Source organism: Micromonospora sp. NPDC006766, assembly GCF_040636055.1.
In the GTDB taxonomy this organism is placed as follows: Bacteria; Actinomycetota; Actinomycetes; order Mycobacteriales; family Micromonosporaceae; genus Micromonospora.
In genome coordinates this window covers 94,631-114,738 of the sequence record NZ_JBEYIX010000012.1, presented here as the reverse complement: position 1 = coordinate 114,738, position 20,108 = coordinate 94,631, and the positions used below count along the sequence as shown (strand labels likewise).

Genomic DNA, 20,108 nt, shown 5'->3' with positions numbered 1-20,108 from the left:
TATCAATGCCTTGCTACATTGACTAGGTGAGCGCAGAAACGCTGATCATGACCGTGCTGTTCGGCGGCCTACCGCTGATGTTGGCGACGTGGTGCGCGTACGGGCCGGTCAGCCGGGCGCGGCTGGAGGGGTTCGCCCAGAAGCAGCGACTCGACGTCACCGTCGGCAACGGCGATCGGGTCATCGCGTACCTGGCGGTCACCCGGCGTTGGCGGTGCGCCGGAGCTGGTCTGGGCTGTGCCATTGGGTTCGCCTGGGGCCTGCCCGAAGGCCGCTTTCAGGTTAATTTTCTCGCCCTGTTCGCCGGTTGGTTCGTCGGCGCCCTCGTCGCCGAGTTGGCCCTCGCCCGGGTACGCCGCGGCACCAGGCGCGCCGCCTCCCTCGCCGTCCGCACCCTCGCCACCTACTTGGTCCCGCTCACCCGCGGCATGCTGCCGCTCGCCGCGGTCGTGCTCACCGCCGCGTCGATCGTCGTGCTGATGCACCGCGCTCCGCAGTCCGTGCCCGCCGCTGCGATGGCCTGGATCGGGTTCGGCACCGCGATTCTAAGCCTCGTCACACTCGTACGGCGGCAGGTCGTGACCCGGGCCCGTCCGGTTGCCGAGCCGGACGTGCTGGCCGCCGACGACGCCATCCGCACCCGGTCGCTGCATGTGCTCACCTCCGGCGGGTTCGTCCTCGCCGGATTCAGCGCCATCTCCGCGGTGAACCTCGCCGATCCGGACGCCGCCGCTGTCCGCACCGTATTCGGTGGCCTCCTCGTCCTGTTGTGCGGCATCGTCATCGCGGCTGGGCGCGGCCCGCAGCGCCAGGGCACCTCGTGATCGTCGAGGTCGACACCGCCAGCCCCGTTCCGGCGTACGAGCAGATCAGGGCTCATCTCGCCACGATGATCGAGACCGGCGTGCTGGCGTCCGGGACGCGGCTGCCGCCCGTGCGTCAGCTCGCCGCCGATCTCGGGCTCGCCGTGAACACCGCCGCACGGGCGTACCAGGAGTTGGAGCGGGCCGGCCTGGTCACCAGCCGCGTACGCCACGGCACTGTCGTCGCACCTCGCAAGCCGATCGGCCAACCGGAGATACGCCGACGGCTCGCCGGGGCTGCCGACAGCTTTGCCGCCATCGCGGGACGCCTCGGTGTCACCCCGGACGAGGCGCTCGACGCGGTCCGCGAAGCCCTGCGCCGCTGAACGCTCGACACGCCTGCCTTGTCAGTGCTGCGGGCGGTGCCCGTCCCCCTCGGCGGACGCGGCGACGTGCTCGGTGGTCGGGCCGAGCGCCGGGGCCTCCTCCACCGCCCCCGGCCCGCCGGGTGCCACCTCCGCCTGGCCACGCCGGCTGTACTCCTGGAAGAACTGCAGCAGCTCGACCGGGAACGGCATGACCAGGGTGCTGTTCTTCTCCGCCGCCACGTCCACCACCGTCTGCAGCAGCCGCAGTTGGTAGGCCCCCGGCGTCTGCGACATCGTCCGGGACGCATCGGCCAGCCGGCGGGAGGCCTGGTATTCAGCGTCGGCGACGATGACCCGGGCCCGCCGTTCCCGCTCGGCCTCGGCCTGGCGGGACATCGAGCGCTTCATCTCCTCGGGCAGGGCCACGTCCTTGACCTCGACCCGCTCGATCAGCAGGCCCCAGGGTTTCTCGGTGGGCGCGTCGATCACCGATTTCAGCTCGGCGTTGATCTGATCCCGGTTGCTCAGCAGGGTGTCCAGATCAGCCTTGCCGATCACCGAACGCAATGCGGTCTGCGCCACCTGCAGCACCGCCGCCGGGTAGTCCCGAACGTTGATCAGGGCCTTCACCGGATCGACGACCCGGTAGTAGACCACCGCGTCGACGGTGAGTGTCACGTTGTCCCGGGTGATGGCGCCCTGCGCCGGCACCCCGATCACGGTGGTCTGCAGACTGACCCGCACCATCCGATCGGCGATCGGGATGATCAGTTGGAAGCCGGGTTGCCGGATGTTCTCCAGCACCCGGCCGAAGCGGAACACCACGCCACGCTGGTACTGCTGCACCAACCGGACGCTCATCGACAACCCGAGCAGCACAATCACGACGACGATGATCGCCACGATGACGGCGACTGCCATGGTCCCCCTCGATCCCGGAGGCACCCGCCTCCCGGCGCCGCGCCTACCCGTTCCGCCGCGATCCACTCCCCCCACCATCCACGACGCCCGGCACGAGCCGCCCGGAATGCAGATTCAGCACGATGTCGGCCACCTCGATCAAACGGGCGTCGTGCGTGGCGACCAGGACGGTCGTCCCCCGACCGACCGCCTCCCGCAGCGCCGCGACAACCTGCTCGACGTGCCCGTCGTCCTGGTGGGCCGTCGGTTCGTCCAGCACCGCCAGATCGGGGGCGAGGACGAGGGCCCGGGCCAGGGCGGTCCGCTGTTGCTCCCCGAGCGAGGTCTCCCGCGCCGGGCGCTGCGCGATGCGCTCCAAATCTATGCGGGCCAGCAGGTCCGGATCGACGGGCGCCCCCCGCAGCAGGGCCGGCAGGTGGACGTTCTCGGCGACCGTCAGCTCACCGACCAGGGCCAGTCGCTGGGGCGCCAGGGCGACGCCGGCCCAGTCCCGCACCGCGGTCGCCGGCTCACCCTTGACGCGCACCTGGCCGGCGGTCGGCGCCATCACTCCGGCCACCAGATGACAGAGGGTGGACTTTCCCGACCCGGAGCGGCCGGCGAGAGCCACCAGGACTCCCCCGCCGATCTCCACGGTGACCTCGTGCAGCACGGTGACGGCCGCCGCGCCACGACCATGGGTGTGGGTGACCGCGTGAGCGGCCACGAGCGCCGCGCTACTCATCCGCTGTCCTTCCGGGCGCCGTCGGACGATCAGGGGGCACCAGGCGTACGTGGTCGGCATGCACCTCGACCAGCGCGCGGCCGTCCGGGAACAGGGCCAGCGCCGGCTCGGGAAGCTGAACTCGCCCGAATCCGTCGATGGCCGCGGTGCGCCCCGCCGCACCGTGCTGCTCGGCCGACAGCACCCCGTGCCGCAGGTGCAGCACCGCGTCGGCGACGGCCACCGCCCGCGCGTCGTGGGTGGCGAGCACCACGGCCACGCCCTGCTCCGCGCACCGGCGCAGCCGGGCGAGGACGAGGTCGGCGGTGGTGTCGTCGAGCTCGGCGGTCGGTTCGTCGGCGATCACCAGATCCGGTGGCCCGACGCACGCCGCGGCCACGGCGAGTCGCTGCTGCTCCCCTCCGGACAGCGCGGCGGGCAGCGCGTCCGCCCGCTCGACGAGCCCCACGTCGGCCAGCACGGCGACCGGGTCGACCGGCACGCCGCGCAGCCACGCCGTCTGCTCGATCTGCCGGCGGGCGGACAGTTGCGGGAACAGCCCGTGCGCCGGCCGTTGGGCGATGTAGCCGATGTGGTGTCGGCGCAGCCGCTGCACCTGCCGGCGGCTCAGCGCGGCGACCGGGCTGCCCCGGTGGCGCAGCGTTCCACCGGCCGGCCGTTCCCGCAGGGCGAGGATCGCCAGCAGGGTGGACTTCCCGCTGCCGGACGGGCCCGTGATCGCGGTCAGCGTTCCGGTGCGGATCTGCACGTCGACGCCGCGCAGCGCCTGGGTCGGACCGGTGGGCGTCGGGTAGAGCTGAAGCAGCTCGGTGCCGGCGAGCAGCGGCTGGGTGACATGGTCAGGCATCGGTGCGGTACGCCTCCTCCTCGCCGCGGCCGGAGCGCTGCACGCTGACGGCGGTCGCCGCCGCGGCCGCCAGCAACGCCGCCAGGGTCGTCACCCCGAGCGCCGCCGGGGTGACGACCAGCCGGAACGCGGGAGCTTCGTCGGGGGCGACGTCGAGCAACCGCCCGGCCAGCGGGGTGAGCAGCAGCAACCCCAGCACGGCGCAGAGCAGTGCCAGGGCCGCGAGGGTGGCCTGTTCGACGGCCCTCGACAGCAGGACCCGGGAACGCCCGAAGCCGAGCCGCGCGAGCATGAGGTCGCTGGGCCGGTCGGCGGCCGCGCGGCGCTGGGCGTGTACGCACAGCGCCAGCACCGCGAGCAGCGCCAGGTAGCTGGCGACGGCCACCTGATAGCCGCCGGCCTGCTGGGCGGCGACGAAGATGTCACGGCGGCGCAGTTGCTCCGCCGTGTCGAGTTGCCGCGGCCGCACACCGTGGGCGGTCAGCACGGCATCCACGGCCCCGTCCGACGTCCCCCACAGCTCGGTGCGGGCGAAGACACCGGTCGCCAGGTTGTCGCGCGGCTTGAGTCGGGGGTCCCCCGGGCCGAACGTCGGGAACGCCGGCCCGGCGGGTACCACGTACATCGGCTCGCCGGCGTATCGCGGGAACACGTCGACGGTGTCCACGACCCGCAGGCGTTCCCGCCACGGCCCGCCCTCGACCTGGACGATGTCATCCACCTCGATCCCGTCCACGCCGACGGCGATCGCCGGCAGGCCGAGGATCGGGTCGTCCGGGGTGTCATGGTCGGCGAGCCGGCTGAGCGCGCGGCGGGCCTGGGCGAGTTCCGGCCCGTGTCCCCAGGCGGCGGCGTCGACGAGCGTCGCCGGGTCGACGATGAGCAGCTGGTGCGTGCCGAAGGTCGCCGCGTTGGTGACGTCGATCCGCCAGACCAGCGTGGTACGGGCGGGCAGTGGCGGGGTGCGTACCCCGGACACCGGCCCATCGGGCTGCGGCGGCTCGCCGGCCTTGGGGCGTGGTGGCGCGAGCACGGGATCGTCGTCGAGCTGCCAGGCCGCCTCGATGGCGGCCACCGTCTCGGCGCCGGACCGCACGGCGACCCGATCCTCGATCGTCGCCCGGGTGGCGGCCACGCCCGAGAGGGCGAACAGCATCATGCCGAGTCCGGCGGTGACGGCGGCGGCGACCGGGGCGCGGCCGGGCACGGCGGCGGCGAGCCGACGGCGGGCGAGCCACCTCGCGTCCGGGCGCGACGCGTGGGACGGCCGTCGCCACCTGGCCCGGGCCAGCCACGGCAGTGCCCGCATGCCGAGTGCGCCGGCCGCGACGAACACAAGTAGCGGCACGAGCAGATCGGTGCTGCGGGCGTCGTCGCCGGAGTGGTCCGCTGCCGCCAGACCCGCCGTCGCGGTGACCGCCGCGGCGACCAGCAGGACCAGCCACGGTACGGGACGGCGGCTGGTGCCGGGAGCGGCCGGGCGGACCCGTCGGGCGGCGACGCCGCCGGCGAACGCCCCCACCAGGACGACACCTACCGCCGACGACGCCATCGCGAGCAGCAGCCCCGGCACGACGGACAGGGCGGTCACGGTGCCGGTGGGGCCGGCCTGCCCGACGACCGCCCAGGCGCAGAGCCAGCCCAGGACGCCGCCCAGCGCGGCGGGTAGCAGGTGTTCGAGCGACCAGAGCAGGGCGACGAGAACGGTGGGCGTGCCGGTGCCGACCGCGTGGCGCACCTCGACGTCCCGGCGGCGCAGCGCGGCGGCCACGACGGCGAGCAGGGCGGTCAGCGCGACCAGCACGGCGGCCCATTCCAGGGGCAGGGTCCGTTGCCGGGCGCCGTCGGCCACCGCGCCGGCCTGTTCGGTCAGGTCACCGATGCCGCTGGCGACCCGGCGGGCCAGGACCTCGCCTTCGGCCCGGCCCTGGACGTACCGCTTGCGCAGCAGGTCGACCTGGTCCGCAACCTGCCGCGCCTGGGCGAGCGTCAGGCCGGGGGCGAGTGCGGCGTCCACCGACCAGAGCATCTGGTCGCCGACCTCGTCCGCCAGTGCTTCGGTGGTCGCGACGTCGCCGATGACGAGGTACGCCGGCAGCGTTTCCAGGGCGCTGTCGAGTGGCAGCTCGCCTCTGCGGAGGGACCAGTCCCGGCGGCCCGGGGGGTCCAGCGGTCGGCGGCCGTCCTCGGCGACCCGGTAGGTCCCGGCCACGGTGGTGTCGACGCGCCGTTCGTCGCCGTCCCGGCGGCGGGCGGAGAACGTCACCGGGTCGCCGGCTTCGACACCGAGTTCCCGGGCCAGCGGCACGGGCAGCCAGACCCCGTCGGATCGCCCCGCGGCGGCCTCCGCTGTGGTCACCAGGTGCTCGGCCGGGTCGGGGAGGGCGAAGAGACGGGCGCGCTCGCTGAGGGTTCCGTGTGCGAGGAACGACTCCCATCGTGTTGACCGACCCAGCTCGACGCCCACCGACTTGCCGTTCAGGGTGGGCGCGGACAGCCCGGTAATGGCCCGGATCTCGTCGAGGACGGCCTGCTGGTCGGCGCTGGACGGCGACGCCGACGCGGTCAGCCGGACGACGTCCGCATCACTCTGGCGGGCGCCGGCGGGCACGGCGGCACGGGCGCCTTCGAACGCCGCGTTCTCCGATGCCTCGGCGAACATCGGCGGTGCCGCGCTGGCCGTGGCGAGCACCGTGAATACGAGCAGCACCAGCAACGACCACGGCCCCTGACGGATGCCCCACCAGGCGGCCGAGCGCGGCAGCGGAGCACCCCGGGGACCTGCTCGGCGTGGGCGGGACGGGTTGCTGCCGGCCGGCGAGGTCGGGGGCGGAGCGCCGTGCGCGGCCGTCCCGTCGAGCCGATGCGCCATGAATCCCCCGGGTCGTGTGTGGACCCACTGATCCTGCTCGTTTCTACCGACTGAAGGAAGGTCCTGCCGACAAAACGGGGCGAACTCGTAACGTCCTCAACGGCCCGTCGAGAGTGGATGGCAACGCGGGGCGCAGGGCGGCCGGCTGGACAGTGATCGAAAATTGTCGCTTCCACTCCTAGCGCGGCGCACACCGATGGCAATATCCTCCGACTCACGAGCAGCGATTGAAGCTCCTTTTCATACCCTGGCTCTCGCCCGGCCACGGAGGAGATGACATGCATTTCGACCACCCTGAGCTGGACCGCCGTACCCTGCTGCGGGCCGGCCTCGGCGCTGCCGCGGTCGCGGTCGTCGGGACCGAACTCGCCTTCCCGGCTGCCGCGCAGGCCGCGCCGGGCGCGAACCTCGACTGGATCATCAGCTGCGACGGGTGGGGCGCCCGGCCGCCGGCGGACCCGCTGTCGGTCAGCGACATCGCCACCAACAAGATCATCGTGCATCACATGGCGTTCCCGAACAGCACCGACTACTCACCGGAACACGCCAAGCAGCTCGCCCGCGACTGCCAGGACCTGCACATCGACGGCAACGGCTGGTCGGACACCGGCCAGCACTTCACGGTCAGCCGGGGCGGCCACGTCCTGGAGGGCCGGCACGGCAGCCTGGAGCGGCTCCGGGCCGGCGACCGGCAAATGATCTCGGCGCACTGCCCCGGCGAGAACGGCCGGGCCATCGGCATCGAGAACGAGGGCACCTACGTCACCGACACCCCGCCGCGGGAGCTGCTCGACTCCCTGGTCACGCTCTGCACCACCATCTGCCAGCAGTACGGGCTGCACGCGCACGACATCTTCGGCCACTGGGACTTCCGGGCCACGCTGTGCCCAGGAGCGATGTTCTACCGGGAGTTCCCGACGCTGCGCCGCCGGGTCTTCGCCAAGCTCGGCACCCGCCTCGCCGACGTGCCGGCCCGCCGCTGGCCGGACATCTGGCGGTTCGTGGGTGGCCCCGTCGTCCAGGTCGCGCAATACCTGCTCGCGTTCCGCGGCTACCCCGTCCCGGTCAACGGCGTCTTCGACGCCGCCACCGCCGCCGCCGTGCAGAACTGGCAGGCCCGCAACGGCATCCCCGTCGACATCGACGCCACCCTCACCACGCCGACCTGGGAGACCCTGGCTCCCGAGCTGGACAAGCACGCGACCGGCATCCCGGTCAACGCGGTGCAGTTCATCCTCAACTCCAAGGGCTACGCCGACGTCGCGATCACCGGCGAGTACGACCACCCGACCCAGAAGGCGCTCCAGGACCTGCAGCGTCTGCACGGCCTGACACCGAACGGCAAGATCACGACCACAACCTGGTGTGCCCTGGTGGGGGGTGTGGTGCGTCAGTCGTTCCAGTAGAACCGACCGACGCGCCGGCGGGGGAAGCGGTGGAGGTGTCAACGGCGCCACCTCCACCGCACCCTCCCGTCATCGCCCCGTCGCGCCTCGTTGGCTGCGGCCCCTCGGTCTGCGACGATCCGCAGGTCACGATTGAGGAGGCGTCATGATCAAGCTCAACCCGTACCTCAGCTTCCGCGACACGGCGCGGCAGGCGATGGAGTACTACCAGCAGGTGTTCGGCGGCACCCTGACCTTGAGCACCTTCGGCGACTTCGGCAACCCGGCGCCCGGGCTCGCCGACCTGGTCATGCACTCGCAGCTCGAGACCGATCGCGGCCTCACGCTGATGGCCGCCGACACGCCGTCGGAGATGGACCTCACGATCGGCAACAACGTCACGGTGAGCCTCAGCGGCGACGACGCGGACGTGCTGCGGGGCTACTGGGACAAGCTCACCGATGGGGGCACCGTGACCGTCGCGCTCGAAAAGCAGATGTGGGGCGACGAGTTCGGCATGTGCGTGGACCGGTTCGGCATCGGCTGGCTGGTCAACATCAGCCAGCCCGCCTGACCGGGACAACCCACCGGGCGGGCCGATGAGCGCCGGTACGGTGCCGATCGGGCCGACGCTGGTCGTCGCCCTGCTCGGGCTGACCGTGGCGGCCGCCGCCGTGCTGCGACTCAGCGGGGTCGGCCGGGGCCGGGCGGTCCTTACCGCGGCAGCCCGGGCCACCGTGCAGCTCGGCGTGGTGTCGCTGGTCATCGTCGCCGTGCTGCGCGCCTGGTGGAGCACGGGCGCATTCATCCTGCTCATGTACGTGGTCGCCAGCGTCACCGCCCGCCGACGGATCGGGCCGTCCTGCCCGCGCCGGGTCGCCCCCCTCGCGATCGCGGCCGGGGTGGTGCCGAGTCTCGGCGTACTGCTGGTCAGCCGGGCGTTGCCGGTGACGCCGCTGGTGGTCCTGCCGACGGCCGGCATCCTGATCGGCGGAGCGATGACCGCGACCAGCCTCGCCGGCCGGCGCACCCTGGACGAGCTGCGCACCCGCCACGGCGAGTACGAGGCCGGCCTGGCTCTGGGGCTGCTCCCCCGCGACGCGGCGCTGGAGATCTGCCGGCCGGCCGCCGGGCAGGCGCTCATCCCCGCGCTGGACCAGACCCGCACGGTCGGGCTGGTCACCCTGCCGGGCGCGTTCGTCGGCGTGCTGCTGGGCGGGGCGGGGCCGCTGGAGGCCGGGGCGACCCAACTGCTCATCCTGATCACGCTGCTGGCGGTCGAGGCGGTGGCGATCGCGCTGGCCCTGGAACTGCTCGTACGCGCCCGGGCCCGCACCGCGCCCTGGGCCGACCGCCGGCTCAGCCGAGGCCGATCTGCTTCATGAAGGTGGTCAGGTCGTAGAAGAGGTTCTCTTCGACGATCTTGCCGTCGACCCAGCGGGCGATCGTGCAGAAGTCAACGTCGAAGGACTTGCCGGTGGGCGGGATCGGGTTGCCGTCCGGGCCCGTCATCGGGCCGGTCATGGTGCCGGTGAAGCGGGCGATGGAGCAGGTCCACTCGCCCGAAGCGAACAGCACCTTGTAGGGCCGGTTGCCGAGGCGCTGGTCGGGGAACGCTGTGAAGAAATCCCTCGCCTCGGCCTCGTGGTTGACCTGGCCGTGGGTCTCGGGCTTGCCGGGCCACCGGACCACCACGTCGTCGGTGTGGCGGCTGTTGAACGTCTCGAGATCCTGGGCGTTCCAGGCATCGTCGAGCGTCTGCATGAGTTCCATGTTCCGCTGTTCGGCACCCATCATCGGCCCCCGTATCCGTCGGCGTCACCCGCGACACCGTCACGTTATCGGGTTATTCGGTGCGTTTCAGGGAAATTTGCCAGAGGGCCGGTGCCAACTTCCACACATCCTGTTCGAACAGGTGTGCGAATATGGGTGCGTGTCGAGCGAGGCCACGATCCTGCATGCCGATCTGGACGCGTTCTACGCGTCGGTCGAGCAGCGCGACGATCCCCGGCTGCGCGGCCGGCCCGTGATCGTCGGCCGCGGGGTGGTGCTGGCGGCCAGCTACGAAGCGAAGGCGCGCGGGGTGCGCAGCGCGATGGGCGGGCGGCAGGCGCGACGGCTCTGCCCGGAGGCGGTCGTGGTGCCACCGCGGATGGCCGCGTACACGGCGGCGAGCCGGGCCGTCTTCGAGATCTTCCGCCGGACCACCCCGCTGGTCGAAGGCCTCTCCATCGACGAAGCGTTCCTGGACGTGGGTGGGCTGCGCCGGCTGGTCGGCCCGCCCGCCGACATCGCGGCGCAACTGCGCCAGGAGGTTCGCGAGCAGGTCGGCCTGCCGATCACCGTCGGCGTGGCCCGGACGAAGTTCCTGGCCAAGGTGGCCAGCGGGGTGGCTAAGCCGGACGGGCTGCTGGTCGTCGCGCCGGAGCGGGAGCTGGCGTTCCTGCACCCGCTGGCGGTGGAACGGCTGTGGGGCGTCGGGCCGGTCACCGCGACGAAGCTGCGCGAGCGGGGCATCCGTACGGTGGGGCAGGTGGCCCGGCTCAACGAGGCGGCCCTGGTGTCGCTGCTCGGCGCGGGCGCCGGCCGCCACCTGCACGCCCTCGCCAACAACCGCGACCCCCGCTCGGTGCAGGTCGGGCGCCGACGATCCTCGATGGGGGCCCAGCACGCGCTCGGCCGCGAGCCGCACTCCCCCACCGAGCTGGACGCCGTGCTGGCCGGGCTGGTCGACCGGGTGACCGGGCGGATGCGCGCGGCGCGGCGCACCGGGCGCACAGTGACCCTGCGGCTGCGCTTCGCCGACTACACCCGGGCCACCCGCTCGCACACCCTGGACAAGGCGACGGCACAGACCGGGCCGCTGCGGGACGCGGCGCGGGCGTTGCTGCGCGCGGCGCTGCCGGAGATCGAGGCCCGGGGCGTGACGCTGCTCGGGGTGTCCGTCGGCAACCTCGACGACGGGCACGTGCAGCTCACCCTGCCGTTCACCCGCGACCCGGGCGCGGAACTGGACGCCGCGGTGGACGCGGTCCGGGACCGGTTCGGCTCGACGGCGTTGACCCGCGCGGTGCTGCTCGGCCGCGACCCCGGTCTGGACATGCCCCGCCTGCCGGACTGACCGCCCGGGTATGGTCCGCGCATGTCGATGTTCCGACAGCCGCAGGTGATCCTGTTCAGCGAAAACGTCAGCCGGGCCGCCCTTCTACGCCGGGCTCGGGTTCACCGAGACCTTCCGGGTGCCCACCGGGGGGCGAGCCGATCCACGTCGACCTCACCCTCGACGGCTACCGGATCGGAATCGCGTCGGTGGCGTCCACCCGTGACGACCACGGCCTCGACCCGGTGCCGTCGGGCCAGCGCGCGGCGGTCGTCCTGTGGACCGACGACACCGCCGCCGCGTACGCGGCGCTGACCGCCGACGGCGCGCCGGCCCTGGCCGCCCCGCACGTCTGGCTCGATCGGCTGCTGATCGCCTGGACGGCCGACCCGGACGGCAACCCGATTCAGCTCGTCCAGCACCTGCCGGCGCGTTAACCGGTCGTCGCGCCGCTGGCGTCGACGCCTGCCTGGCGACCCGCTGCCCACCCCACCGACCAGCGGTGGAGGTGAGCGGGGACAGCACGCCGACCGGTCGGAACGCGTGGTCGCCGAGCCCACGAAAGGACCGACGATCACCGCTGGTGCGCTCAGGCGATGCGGCGGATCCTGCGGATGGCGAGATAGAGCAGGAGCACGGCGAGGACGACGAAGATGCCGGTCTCGATGCCCTGGAAGAGCCAGAACCGGTCGGCCGGTTGGTAGAGCTGCCAGTTGTAGGCGCCCGGTCCGAGGCCCAGCTCACCACCGCAGCCCCCGCCGGACGGCCCGCTGCTGCCCGGCGGGCAGGCGACCTGAGCGTCGACCGCCACCATTGTCCCGTCGGCGTTGCGGACTCCGCTGGAGAGGACCCAGTCGCCACGGGACATGAGCGGTTGGGTCCCTTCCACCGGGGAGGTGAGGGTGAGTGCGGGTTGATAGTGCGGCCGGGCCAGTGTCGCCAGCGCCGTTCGCACGCCGACGAACCCGACGAGGGTGACGGCCATGGCGGGTAGCATCCGGCGCCAGACGGTGCCGGCGAAGATGCCCAGCGCCACGGCGAAGAGTGTGTAGCCGATGGGGACGACGCCGAGCAGGTCGAAAACCATGACGCCCATCCGGCCCTCGTGTGCGGCCTGGGTCAGCGGGCCGGCCCACCACGACATGCCGAGGCCGTAGCAGATCGCGAGGCCCACCGTGACCGCGCCGACCAGGCCGAACTTCACCAACGCCCAGTGGGTGCGGCCGACGCCCTGGGTCCACGCGAAGCGGTGCGTGCCGTGCTCCACCTCGCGCGCGACAGTTGGGGCTCCCCAAAAGAGGCCGACCAGCATCGGCAGGACGAGCAGCAGCACCGCCACGAGGTTCAGGCTGCCGTATCGGTTGGTGAAGCGACGGAAGCCGGCCTGGCAGGCGTCCGCGGTGGACTGCGCCACGTCGGCGCGGGCCATCTGCCGTACGCAGTCGGGCAGGCCGAGGTCGGTGAACGTGTGCCGCATCGACAGGCCGATCGGGATCATCAGGGCGGCGAGCGCCGCGAACCCGATGAGGGTGAACAGGAGCTGTTTGCGGTGTTGCCGCCAGGCCAGCCAGATCATGCCGGCACCCCCCACTCTGTGTGACTGGTCATCGGGTCGCCGTCGGCGAGGTGGGCCAGGACGATGTCTTCGAGGCTGACCTCGCGGACCGTCCAGGCCGGATCGTCGATCGGCCCGTCGGTGCGAACCAGCAGCGTGGACTGTCGGTCGGTGTGGCTGGCCCGGAGCACCGCGGCGACGCCGGCGGGTGGCGTGCCGTCGTGCCGGGGGCCGACCAGTTGCCGATGCCCGGCCACGAGGTCGTCGACCGTGCCGGTGAGCTGCACCCGAGCGGCGTGCAGCACGATCAGGTAGTCGCAGACCCGTTCCAGGTCGGCCAGCAGGTGGGAGGAGAGCAGCACGCTGGTGCCGGCGTCGGCGACGCTGCCCATCAGCGACTGGAGGAACTCCCGCCGAGCCAGCGGGTCCAGGCTGGCCACCGGCTCGTCGAGCAGCAGCAGCCGGGGCCGTTTGGCCAGCGCGAGCGCCAGCGCGACCTGGGCGCGTTGTCCACCGGACAGCTTGCCGACCGGCCGGTCGGGTGGAATGCCGAGCTGCGCCAGCCGGTTGCGCGCGAGGGCGCCGTCCCACCGCCGGTTCAGCTTCGCGCCGGCGGTGACCAGCTCGGCGGCGCTGAAGTCCCGGTACAGCGGGGTGTCCTGGGCGACAAAGCCGATGTCCGCCAGGGTGCTCGTGTTGTTGTAGGGCGACTCGCCGAACACCCGCACCGTCCCCGCGTCGGGGCGGAGCAGGCCGACGGCCAGGTGCAGCAGGGTGCTCTTGCCCGCCCCGTTCGGGCCAACGAGGGCGGCGATCCGCCCGGCGGGCAGGCGCAGCGTGCAGTCCCGCAGCGCCCAGGTGGTGCCGTATCGCTTGCCTAACCGGTCGGCCTCCAGAACCATCTCCATCTTTCCTCCTCCGCTCACGCGGGCTCCTTCTGCTGTGTCTCGTCGGCGAGCGTGGCGCGCATGGTGGTCTCCACCAGGGCGATCACGTCCTCGGCGGTGAGCCCCGCGGCCCGGGCCCGGTGCAGCCAGGCCACCAGGTCCTCGCGCAGCTCGGCCTGGTTGGCCAGGGACGCGCCCGCCAGGGTGCGTTCGACGAACGTGCCGACCCCGGGTCGGCCGCCGACCAGGCCCTCGATCTCCAGTTCGCGATACGCCTTGAGCACCGTGTTCGGGTTGATCGCCAACGACTGCGCGACGTCCCGAACCTTCGGCAGCTGGTCGCCCGGCGCCAGCAGGCCGACGCGCAGCGCCTGTTTCACCTGCTGCACCAGCTGCATGTAGGTGTTCACCTTCGACCGGCTGTCCAGCACAAACTCGATCACGCAGGACGATCCTCTCTATTGTCCTACGTCAGTAGGATTATAGGACAGGGTGGTCGCGAGGGGAGCCAATGTCAAGGCCCGTCACGGCGGGTCGCGCGACCGGGTGACAGGAGGGCCGGGACCTCGCGCCGCGCCTGGGCGACCCAGTCGGTGGCAGGCCGTACCCTGGCCTCTGTGGTGATGGTGGTCGACCGTGCACAGGTGCTCAGCTTTCGCATCCGCGCCCAGCAACTCGACCGCACCGAAGGCATGCTCGCCGACACCGCCCTGCTCGACATCGGCGCACAGGACACCGGCACCTCCCCGCCGGTGCTGCAACCCATCGCCGGTTTCCGGCCGGCGGCTCAGGTGTCGGCGCGGTTCGACCTGATCCGCGCCTACCTGCGGCTGCTCGGCCCGGCCACCCCCAAGCACGTCGCCGACTACCTCGACGCGCCGGTCAAGGACGTCAAGGCCCGCTGGCCGGCCGACGCCGTCGAGGTGTCCGTGGCCGGCGAGGCCCGCTGGGTGCTGTCCGCCGACGCCGACCGGTTCGACGCGCCCCGCCCGCAACTGGTCCGGCTGCTCGGGCCATTCGACCTGTTCCTGCAGGCCAAGGACCGCCCGTTGCTGGTTGACGACCCGGCCCGCGCGAAGGTCCTCTGGCCGGTGCTCGGCCGGCCTGGCGCGGTGGTCGCCGACGGTGAGATCGCCGGCACCTGGCGACCGCGCCAGTCCGGCGGCAAGCTGACCGTGCAGGTGCAGTTGTGGCCCGCGCCGCCCGCCCGCCTCCGGGCCGCCATCGGGGAGCAGGCCGAACGGCTGGCCGCGCATCGGCAGGTCCGACTGGTCAAGGCGGGCTTCGTCGACTGACACCGCAGCTCGATCGGTGACAGCACAGCCGGCCCTTCGTCCACGTGCCGGCTGGTTCGGCTGCCACCGATCACGCACCCAACCGTGCTGCCGGTAAGAAAATTTCTTCCTCGACATTGACTTTTGGTGATTTCCGACACAACAATCACCATCTATATCGATGGCTGTCGCTATCGATTGTTGACTATGGGAGGAGGTATCCATGGCAGCTCTGCAAGGCGAGGTGTCCTGGTTCTGCTGCGGCAACGCCTGGGGTCCCTGCGGCGCGGCCGGCGGCGGCGCCTGCGGCACCTGCAAGTCGGGCAACTACCAGCACGCCTGGCCCAACACCTCGGACGCCTGCAACGCCATCACCCGCCCGGACGCCTGCGGCATCAACATCAGCCGCCGCGGCTGCGGCTTCGTGCACTACACCACCAACCTCTGCAACGGCGCCCGGGTCGGCACGAGCATCGCCGACTGCGGGCCGCGCACCGTCTCGTTCTGCGGCGAGCGCACGTGCTGCGGCTCGGCCTGCGGCAGCAACCGGGTCGTCGACCTGACCCCCGCGGCGTACAGCGTGATCGCCAGCCTGTCCACCGGGCTGCGGCCCTGTTCGATCGACATCGTCTGAACGGGAGGGCGTCACGATGGACCAGACCCTCAACCGCCGGCGACTGCTCGCCACCGCCGCGATCGGTGGCGTGGTGGGCGCCACCGGGCTCGGCTCACTCGCCCCCGAGGCGGCCTTCGCCGCCGAGGCCGCCGCCGTCACACCGGGTGCCCCGGACCCGAACTTCGCCGAGGGCCGGATCAGCAAGATCTCCGGCCACATGCTGCTGGTCACCGGCTCGGACACCGTGCTGCACTCGATCCGGGTCACCGACGGAACGAGCCTCTGGAAGCTGCACCCGACCACCTTCGACCAGGTGGCCGTCGGGGACGGCCTCTACGCCCGCGGCGTCCGCCTGCCCGACGGCACGCTCGCCGCGGACTCCATCTGGGTCAACATCGTCAACCTGCACGCGCACATCGCGTCGGTCGGCCGCAACCTGCTGCACCTCGACCACCAGGGTCGCCGGATCGTGGCGCACGTCGTGCCGGGGCGATCCGCCGCGGTCTACAACGGCACCCCGGCGATCAGCGACATGTCGCTGCTGCGGGTCGGGCGGCACGTCCAGGTGCTCGGCGCCTGGCATCCGGACACCAACGAGATCAGCATCGCCACCATCTACGCCGCCGCCTGACCGACGACGCCCGGGCGGCGCCGCGTACCGCCCGGGCACCGCCGGCCCGCCAACCCGAGGGGAGAACCCATGATCGAACTGATCGCGGCGCTGCAACCGCTGGTCGTCGGTGTGGTGCTGATCTGGTCCGCGCGCGTCAAGCTGTTCAGCCGGTACGCCGCCGAAGCCGCCAGCCGATCGGCCCTCGTGCGGCTGCTCGGCCAACGCCGGGCGCTGCCCGCGTACCGGCTGCTCGGCGGCGTCGAGCTGACCCTCGGCGCGCTGCTCCTGCTGCCACCCGCGCTGCGGCTGGAGGCGGTCGCCGCGAGCGTGCTGGCCGTCGGTTTCCTCGCCTACCTCACGTACGCCCGGCGAGCCGCTCCCGCCTCCTCGTGCGGCTGCCTGAGCGCCCGATCGACGCCGGTCTCCGGGCGCGGCCTGGGCCGGGCCGGGCTGCTGGTGCTGGCGAGCGGACTGTCCGTCGTGGTGCCCGGCGGCTGGCCGGCCGCGCTGTCCGCGCGACCACTGGCCGGTGCCGCCGTCCTGCTCGCCGAGGTGGCGGCGGTGGTGGCGCTTTCGCCGGAGCTGGACGCCGCCTGGCTGCTGCCGCTGCGCCGGCTGCGCGCCCGGCTGACCCACCCGCTGCGTGGCGGCACCGGCGTGCCGCTGCTCGCCACCGTGCAGCAGCTCCAGCTCAGTGACGCCTATCGGCGGGTCGCCCCGTTGCTCCGCTCCGACGTACGCGAGTACTGGGACGACGGAGACTGGCGCTTCGTCGGGCACGCCGCGCTCTACCAGGGCCGCCCGGTGACCGCGGTGTTCGCCGTGCCACTGGCCGACCAACAGCCCGACACGGTGCGGGTCGCCGTCGTCGACGACGCCACCGGCCACACCCTGCTGAGCCTGGCCGGCACCGCGCCGCCCACCGGCCCCCGGCTCACCGTCGTTCCCGCCTGACAGCAGCGGGACGCTCGGCGCCGACGCCACCGACCACCTCGTCGGACCGGGCGGACCTCCTGGCCCGCCTGGTCCGGGCAGTGCCCGTCGGGCTTCGCTGCGAAACCCGGGGCCGAGAGCCGTGCCTGGCAGCCGACCAGAGCGGTACGGTCCCGAGGTGACCACGGAAACCCTGCTGCGACGCGCGCACACCGGCGCACTCGACTACTACCTGCTGCACGCCCAGGCGGACGACGCCCAGGCAGCCGGCCTGCTGGTCGAGGAGTTCGTCCTGGCCGACGACCTCTCCGCAATCCGGTTACGCACCGCGGGCTGGACCCCGGCCGACGGCGGCTGGTGGAGCTCGGCCGCGTTCGCCCGGGCGATCCGAACGGACCGGCAGCTCCGCGCCCGTCTGAAGGCCGTCGACCGCGCCGCCGCCGCGGTGACCTACGGCAGGCTGGGCGGCGGCGCGCTGCCCGACGAGGAGGCGCTGCGCGGCCACTTCCACGACGACGTGCCGCTGTCGTCCGGGGCGCCGCTGCGGCTGGGCACCGGCGCGGACGTCCACCGGATCCTCTTCGCCGGCGAGTTGGACGATCGCCAGTTGGCCCGACTGAGCACGCTGCTGCGGCTCGGCGACGTTCCGGCCCCGACCGGGAGGCAACCGGGTGTGGTCGGCACCGGGCGCCTGCGGGTCAACGACACGAACTTCCGGTGGAACCTGCGGCACGTCGGCGGCGCATGGTGTCTCGACGTGACATCGCAGCCGGCCGCCGGTGACGCGCTGCGCTGGGTGCTACGCCAGCTCACCGGCGCGGCGCGCGGCCACGGTCTGGTCCCCGCGACGGTCGACCGGCTGTCCTGACCGCACCCGGAGGCGTTGCCTCAGGGCAGGTCGACGAGGAGATCGGCGACCGCGACGTCGACAGGACCGCCGTACCCGTCGCGGGCTGCACAGCGCGCGGCCGCCGGGTCCGTGCCCGGCTGAAGATCAGTCAGGATCAGGTGCCCGACGTCGGCGTCCGCCGCCTGCCGACCCGCCTGGCACGCGCTCGACTGGTACCGCCGCGAGTCCGGCGGCACCTGATCGAGATAGGTGGCCTCGGCGAGCAGCACGTCCGCGCCGCGCGCCAGTTCCACCACGTCGGGGCTCGGGCCGCTGTCCCCGGTGTACGCCAGGACGCGGCCACCGGCGGCGAGCCGGACGCCGGCGTTGGGCACGAAGTGCGGCAGCGGGCGGGTCTGGGCGCGGAACGGGCCGATGTCGAGGTGAGTGCCGGCAGTGAACTCGTGCAACACATAGGCGGCGTCCAGCATCCCGGGACGGTCCAGTGCCAGGACCGCGTCGAGCGCACCCGGCAGCGCGTACACCGGTAGCGGTGCCGGCGGATCGTCACGCAGCGCACGCGCCCGCAGCAGCGGGTTCAGGTCGGCGCAGTGATCGGGATGGCCGTGGCTGATGAACACCGCGTCGACCTGATCCGCGGTGATCCGTTCCAGCAGCCGCAGCGCGGTGGCGTAGCCGACGTCGACGAGCAGCCGGAACCCGTCGTGTTCGACGAGGTAGCCGCTGCACGCCTGACCCGCGTCGGGCCACACACCACACCCGCCCAGCACCGTGAGCCGCATGTTGGAGACTGTACCGACCTCAGCCGGTGCAGCTGCGGAACGTGCGGTCGAGCAGGTCGAACAGGGCGACCCAGTGCCGCTCGGTGGCCCGCTCGTCGTACATCGGGGTGTCGGACTGGGTGTAGCCGTGCGCGGCGCCGGGGTAGATCTCCGAGCGGTAGGTGACCCCGGCCGCGTCCAGGGTCTTCTCCAGCGTGGCGATCTGCTCGGCGGTCATCGACGGGTCCTGGTCGGCGTGGCCGAAGTACAGCTCGCCGGTGACAGAGCCGACGGCCAGGTGCGGGCTGTCCGGGGCGTCGGTGACCAGCCGTCCGGCGTGGAAGGCCGCCGCCGCGGCGATCCGGTCCGGGTGCGCCTCGATGGCCCGCACCGCGTTCATGCCGCCCATGCAGTAACCGGCGATCGCCGCCGGTCCGGGCGCGACGCCCGGCTGACCGGCCAGGAAGTCCAGGTAGGCGGCGGTGTCCCGGGCCACCACCTCCGGGGTCAGCAGTTGCATCATCGGGCGGAGCTGCTCGAACAGCGACCCGCGCCGCTCGGCGTCCGCGAACGCGGACAGGTCGACCAGCGGCGCACGGCCGGACCGGTAGAGCAGGTTCGGCACCAGCACAAGGTAGCCACGGGCCGCGATCGTCTCGGCCATCCGCGCCACCCCCTGGCGCAGCCCGAACGCGTCGGTGAAGACCAGGACGGCCGGGAAGGGTCCGTCTCCGTCCGGCCGGACAAGGTACGCGTCGGCCACGCCGTCGCCGGTCGGCACATCCACGGTCGTCGTCTGCACTGCGGGGACCTCCTCGCGCTGATCGTCTCGCCGTGACGCTACCGGCGGCGTCGGGATCCGGCACCACTCGGTGCAGCCGTTTGGGGCGGCGGTGGCGGGGAAAACCCGGGCAGCCATCCGAGAGAAGGGCCTTGCAGGTGGACGACAATCAGTTCATCGGCCTGGTGGCCACGCGTACGGGGACGTCGTCGGAGCAGGCGACGGCTCTTGTGCGGGCCACGCTGACCACGCTGGCGGAGCGGATCGACGGCGGCGAGGCGCGGGACCTGGCCGGCCAGCTGCCACGGGGTCTGCGGCCGTACGCCTTCGCCCCCGGTGAGACCGCCGAGCGGTTCGGGCTCGATGTCTTCGTCGAGCGGGTCAGCGGGCGCGCCGACATCGACGTGACGCAGGCGAAGGACGGGGTGACCGCGGTGTTCGACGTCCTCCGGCAGGCTCTGCCGGCCGACGGGTACAGCGACGTCGTATCGCAGCTTCCGGCCGAATACGGCGAGGTCGCCGACCTGACCGCCCCCTTCGTCGAGCGTACGCGGTGAACGCCGCCGATCCGCTGCGCCAACCGCCGGCCGCCGACGCGCAGGAGCAGCGGCAGGACGAGACCGTGGTGGGCCCGCCGGACCGGGTGTCGGACGCCGTGCCGGAGGCGTCCGAGGCCGATCTGGCGGAGCAGGGCGTCCTGCGGCCGCCGAGCGACCGGGCCGACCTGGCCGGCGCGGTACGCGGCGACCTCACCGCAGCCGACGCGCTGGAGCAGAACCAGGAGGTTCCGGTCCTGGACGAGGACCGACGGGCCTGAG

Annotated in this window: 24 protein-coding genes; 14 read left to right on the top strand and 10 right to left on the bottom strand. The window is 72.7% G+C overall.

From position 1 onward, the window contains the following. The first annotated feature begins 26 nt into the window (after positions 1-26). Both ABZ671_RS14415 and ABZ671_RS14410 read left to right on the top strand, forming a co-directional pair. Positions 27-824 (top strand): hypothetical protein, encoded by a 798-nt coding sequence (locus tag ABZ671_RS14415; protein ID WP_357856751.1) that lies wholly within the window; start codon positions 27-29, stop codon positions 822-824. Beyond that, a complete protein-coding gene (locus ABZ671_RS14410) occupies positions 821-1,189 on the top strand; it encodes a GntR family transcriptional regulator (RefSeq protein WP_357856748.1) in 369 nt (122 codons plus the stop codon). The genes ABZ671_RS14415 and ABZ671_RS14410 overlap by 4 nt, the downstream gene beginning before the upstream one ends. A gap of 21 nt (positions 1,190-1,210) precedes the next feature. On the opposite strand, the gene ABZ671_RS14405 is transcribed toward ABZ671_RS14410, so the two are convergent. From ABZ671_RS14405 to ABZ671_RS14390, 4 genes are read right to left on the bottom strand one after another with little or no spacing between them, the layout of a single operon-like run. Then, entirely contained in the window at positions 1,211-2,092 is an 882-nt protein-coding gene (locus tag ABZ671_RS14405; protein WP_357856745.1) for a slipin family protein, read from the bottom strand. Positions 2,093-2,135: 43 nt separating this feature from the next. Beyond that, a complete protein-coding gene (locus ABZ671_RS14400; RefSeq protein WP_357856741.1) occupies positions 2,136-2,816 on the bottom strand; it encodes an ATP-binding cassette domain-containing protein in 681 nt (226 codons plus the stop codon). Next, positions 2,809-3,663: an ATP-binding cassette domain-containing protein gene (locus tag ABZ671_RS14395; RefSeq protein WP_357856738.1), complete on the bottom strand. Its 855-nt coding sequence runs from the start codon at positions 3,661-3,663 to the stop codon at positions 2,809-2,811. The genes ABZ671_RS14400 and ABZ671_RS14395 overlap by 8 nt, the downstream gene beginning before the upstream one ends. Continuing rightward, positions 3,656-6,535 carry a hypothetical protein gene (locus ABZ671_RS14390; protein WP_357856735.1) on the bottom strand — a complete coding sequence of 960 codons (2,880 nt, stop codon included), beginning with the start codon at positions 6,533-6,535 and terminating at the stop codon, positions 3,656-3,658. Before ABZ671_RS14390 ends, ABZ671_RS14395 begins: the two co-directional genes overlap by 8 nt. 278 nt (positions 6,536-6,813) lie before the next feature. Between ABZ671_RS14390 and ABZ671_RS14385 the strand changes: the two genes are divergently transcribed. From ABZ671_RS14385 to ABZ671_RS14375, 3 genes are all read left to right on the top strand, one after another. Beyond that, positions 6,814-7,941, top strand: a complete 1,128-nt coding sequence (locus ABZ671_RS14385; protein ID WP_357856732.1) for an N-acetylmuramoyl-L-alanine amidase — start codon at positions 6,814-6,816, stop codon at positions 7,939-7,941. Between the two features lie 145 nt (positions 7,942-8,086). Next, positions 8,087-8,494: a VOC family protein gene (locus tag ABZ671_RS14380; RefSeq protein ID WP_357856729.1), complete on the top strand. Its 408-nt coding sequence runs from the start codon at positions 8,087-8,089 to the stop codon at positions 8,492-8,494. 25 nt (positions 8,495-8,519) lie between these two features. Then, positions 8,520-9,305 (top strand): ABC transporter permease, encoded by a 786-nt coding sequence (locus tag ABZ671_RS14375; RefSeq protein ID WP_357856726.1) that lies wholly within the window; start codon positions 8,520-8,522, stop codon positions 9,303-9,305. On the opposite strand, the gene ABZ671_RS14370 is transcribed toward ABZ671_RS14375, so the two are convergent. Beyond that, complete coding sequence (locus ABZ671_RS14370) at positions 9,280-9,684, bottom strand: ester cyclase (RefSeq protein WP_357856723.1); 405 nt, start codon at positions 9,682-9,684, stop codon at positions 9,280-9,282. The two genes, ABZ671_RS14375 and ABZ671_RS14370, sit on opposite strands and share 26 nt — an antisense overlap. Positions 9,685-9,853: 169 nt before the next feature. Here ABZ671_RS14370 and dinB point away from each other — a divergent pair, with 169 nt between their 5' ends. Both dinB and ABZ671_RS14360 read left to right on the top strand, forming a co-directional pair. Next, positions 9,854-11,041, top strand: a complete 1,188-nt coding sequence (gene dinB, locus ABZ671_RS14365; RefSeq protein WP_357856720.1) for a DNA polymerase IV — start codon at positions 9,854-9,856, stop codon at positions 11,039-11,041. 188 nt (positions 11,042-11,229) lie between these two features. Continuing rightward, positions 11,230-11,457 carry a hypothetical protein gene (locus ABZ671_RS14360; RefSeq protein WP_357856717.1) on the top strand — a complete coding sequence of 76 codons (228 nt, stop codon included), beginning with the start codon at positions 11,230-11,232 and terminating at the stop codon, positions 11,455-11,457. A 152-nt stretch (positions 11,458-11,609) separates the two neighbouring features. On the opposite strand, the gene ABZ671_RS14355 is transcribed toward ABZ671_RS14360, so the two are convergent. Genes ABZ671_RS14355 through ABZ671_RS14345 form a run of 3 tightly spaced genes read right to left on the bottom strand, consistent with a single transcriptional unit; the run spans position 11,610 to position 13,905 of the window. After that, a complete protein-coding gene (locus ABZ671_RS14355; RefSeq protein WP_357856714.1) occupies positions 11,610-12,596 on the bottom strand; it encodes a transporter in 987 nt (328 codons plus the stop codon). Beyond that, positions 12,593-13,483 carry an ABC transporter ATP-binding protein gene (locus tag ABZ671_RS14350; RefSeq protein WP_357856711.1) on the bottom strand — a complete coding sequence of 297 codons (891 nt, stop codon included), beginning with the start codon at positions 13,481-13,483 and terminating at the stop codon, positions 12,593-12,595. The genes ABZ671_RS14355 and ABZ671_RS14350 overlap by 4 nt, the downstream gene beginning before the upstream one ends. Before the next feature lie 14 nt (positions 13,484-13,497). Beyond that, positions 13,498-13,905: a GntR family transcriptional regulator gene (locus tag ABZ671_RS14345; protein WP_357856708.1), complete on the bottom strand. Its 408-nt coding sequence runs from the start codon at positions 13,903-13,905 to the stop codon at positions 13,498-13,500. Between ABZ671_RS14345 and ABZ671_RS14340 the strand changes: the two genes are divergently transcribed. The 5 genes from ABZ671_RS14340 to ABZ671_RS14320 all read left to right on the top strand — a co-directional run bounded on the left by ABZ671_RS14340 (position 13,798) and on the right by ABZ671_RS14320 (position 17,766). Then, a complete protein-coding gene (locus ABZ671_RS14340; protein WP_357856808.1) occupies positions 13,798-14,757 on the top strand; it encodes a crosslink repair DNA glycosylase YcaQ family protein in 960 nt (319 codons plus the stop codon). The two genes, ABZ671_RS14345 and ABZ671_RS14340, sit on opposite strands and share 108 nt — an antisense overlap. Before the next feature lie 202 nt (positions 14,758-14,959). Continuing rightward, complete coding sequence (locus ABZ671_RS14335; protein ID WP_357856705.1) at positions 14,960-15,370, top strand: hypothetical protein; 411 nt, start codon at positions 14,960-14,962, stop codon at positions 15,368-15,370. A gap of 16 nt (positions 15,371-15,386) precedes the next feature. Then, on the top strand, positions 15,387-15,983 hold the full coding sequence (locus tag ABZ671_RS14330) for a twin-arginine translocation signal domain-containing protein (RefSeq protein WP_357856702.1): 597 nt from the start codon (positions 15,387-15,389) through the stop codon (positions 15,981-15,983). Positions 15,984-16,052: 69 nt separating this feature from the next. Beyond that, complete coding sequence (locus ABZ671_RS14325; protein ID WP_357856698.1) at positions 16,053-16,919, top strand: MauE/DoxX family redox-associated membrane protein; 867 nt, start codon at positions 16,053-16,055, stop codon at positions 16,917-16,919. Between the two features lie 157 nt (positions 16,920-17,076). Next, positions 17,077-17,766: a hypothetical protein gene (locus ABZ671_RS14320; RefSeq protein WP_357856695.1), complete on the top strand. Its 690-nt coding sequence runs from the start codon at positions 17,077-17,079 to the stop codon at positions 17,764-17,766. 20 nt (positions 17,767-17,786) lie between these two features. Here ABZ671_RS14320 and ABZ671_RS14315 read toward each other — a convergent pair whose 3' ends face one another. Continuing rightward, positions 17,787-18,530, bottom strand: coding sequence for an MBL fold metallo-hydrolase (locus ABZ671_RS14315; protein ID WP_357856692.1), 744 nt, complete (start codon positions 18,528-18,530; stop codon positions 17,787-17,789). A 19-nt stretch (positions 18,531-18,549) separates the two neighbouring features. After that, the gene (locus ABZ671_RS14310; RefSeq protein WP_357856689.1) at positions 18,550-19,311 is read right to left on the bottom strand and encodes a dienelactone hydrolase family protein; all 762 of its coding nucleotides are present in this window, start codon (positions 19,309-19,311) and stop codon (positions 18,550-18,552) included. Between the two features lie 137 nt (positions 19,312-19,448). Here ABZ671_RS14310 and ABZ671_RS14305 point away from each other — a divergent pair, with 137 nt between their 5' ends. Continuing rightward, positions 19,449-19,847, top strand: coding sequence for a DUF2267 domain-containing protein (locus ABZ671_RS14305; RefSeq protein WP_357856686.1), 399 nt, complete (start codon positions 19,449-19,451; stop codon positions 19,845-19,847). Beyond that, on the top strand, positions 19,844-20,107 hold the full coding sequence (locus tag ABZ671_RS14300) for a hypothetical protein (RefSeq protein WP_357856683.1): 264 nt from the start codon (positions 19,844-19,846) through the stop codon (positions 20,105-20,107). The genes ABZ671_RS14305 and ABZ671_RS14300 overlap by 4 nt, the downstream gene beginning before the upstream one ends. Position 20,108: the final 1 nt, after the last annotated feature.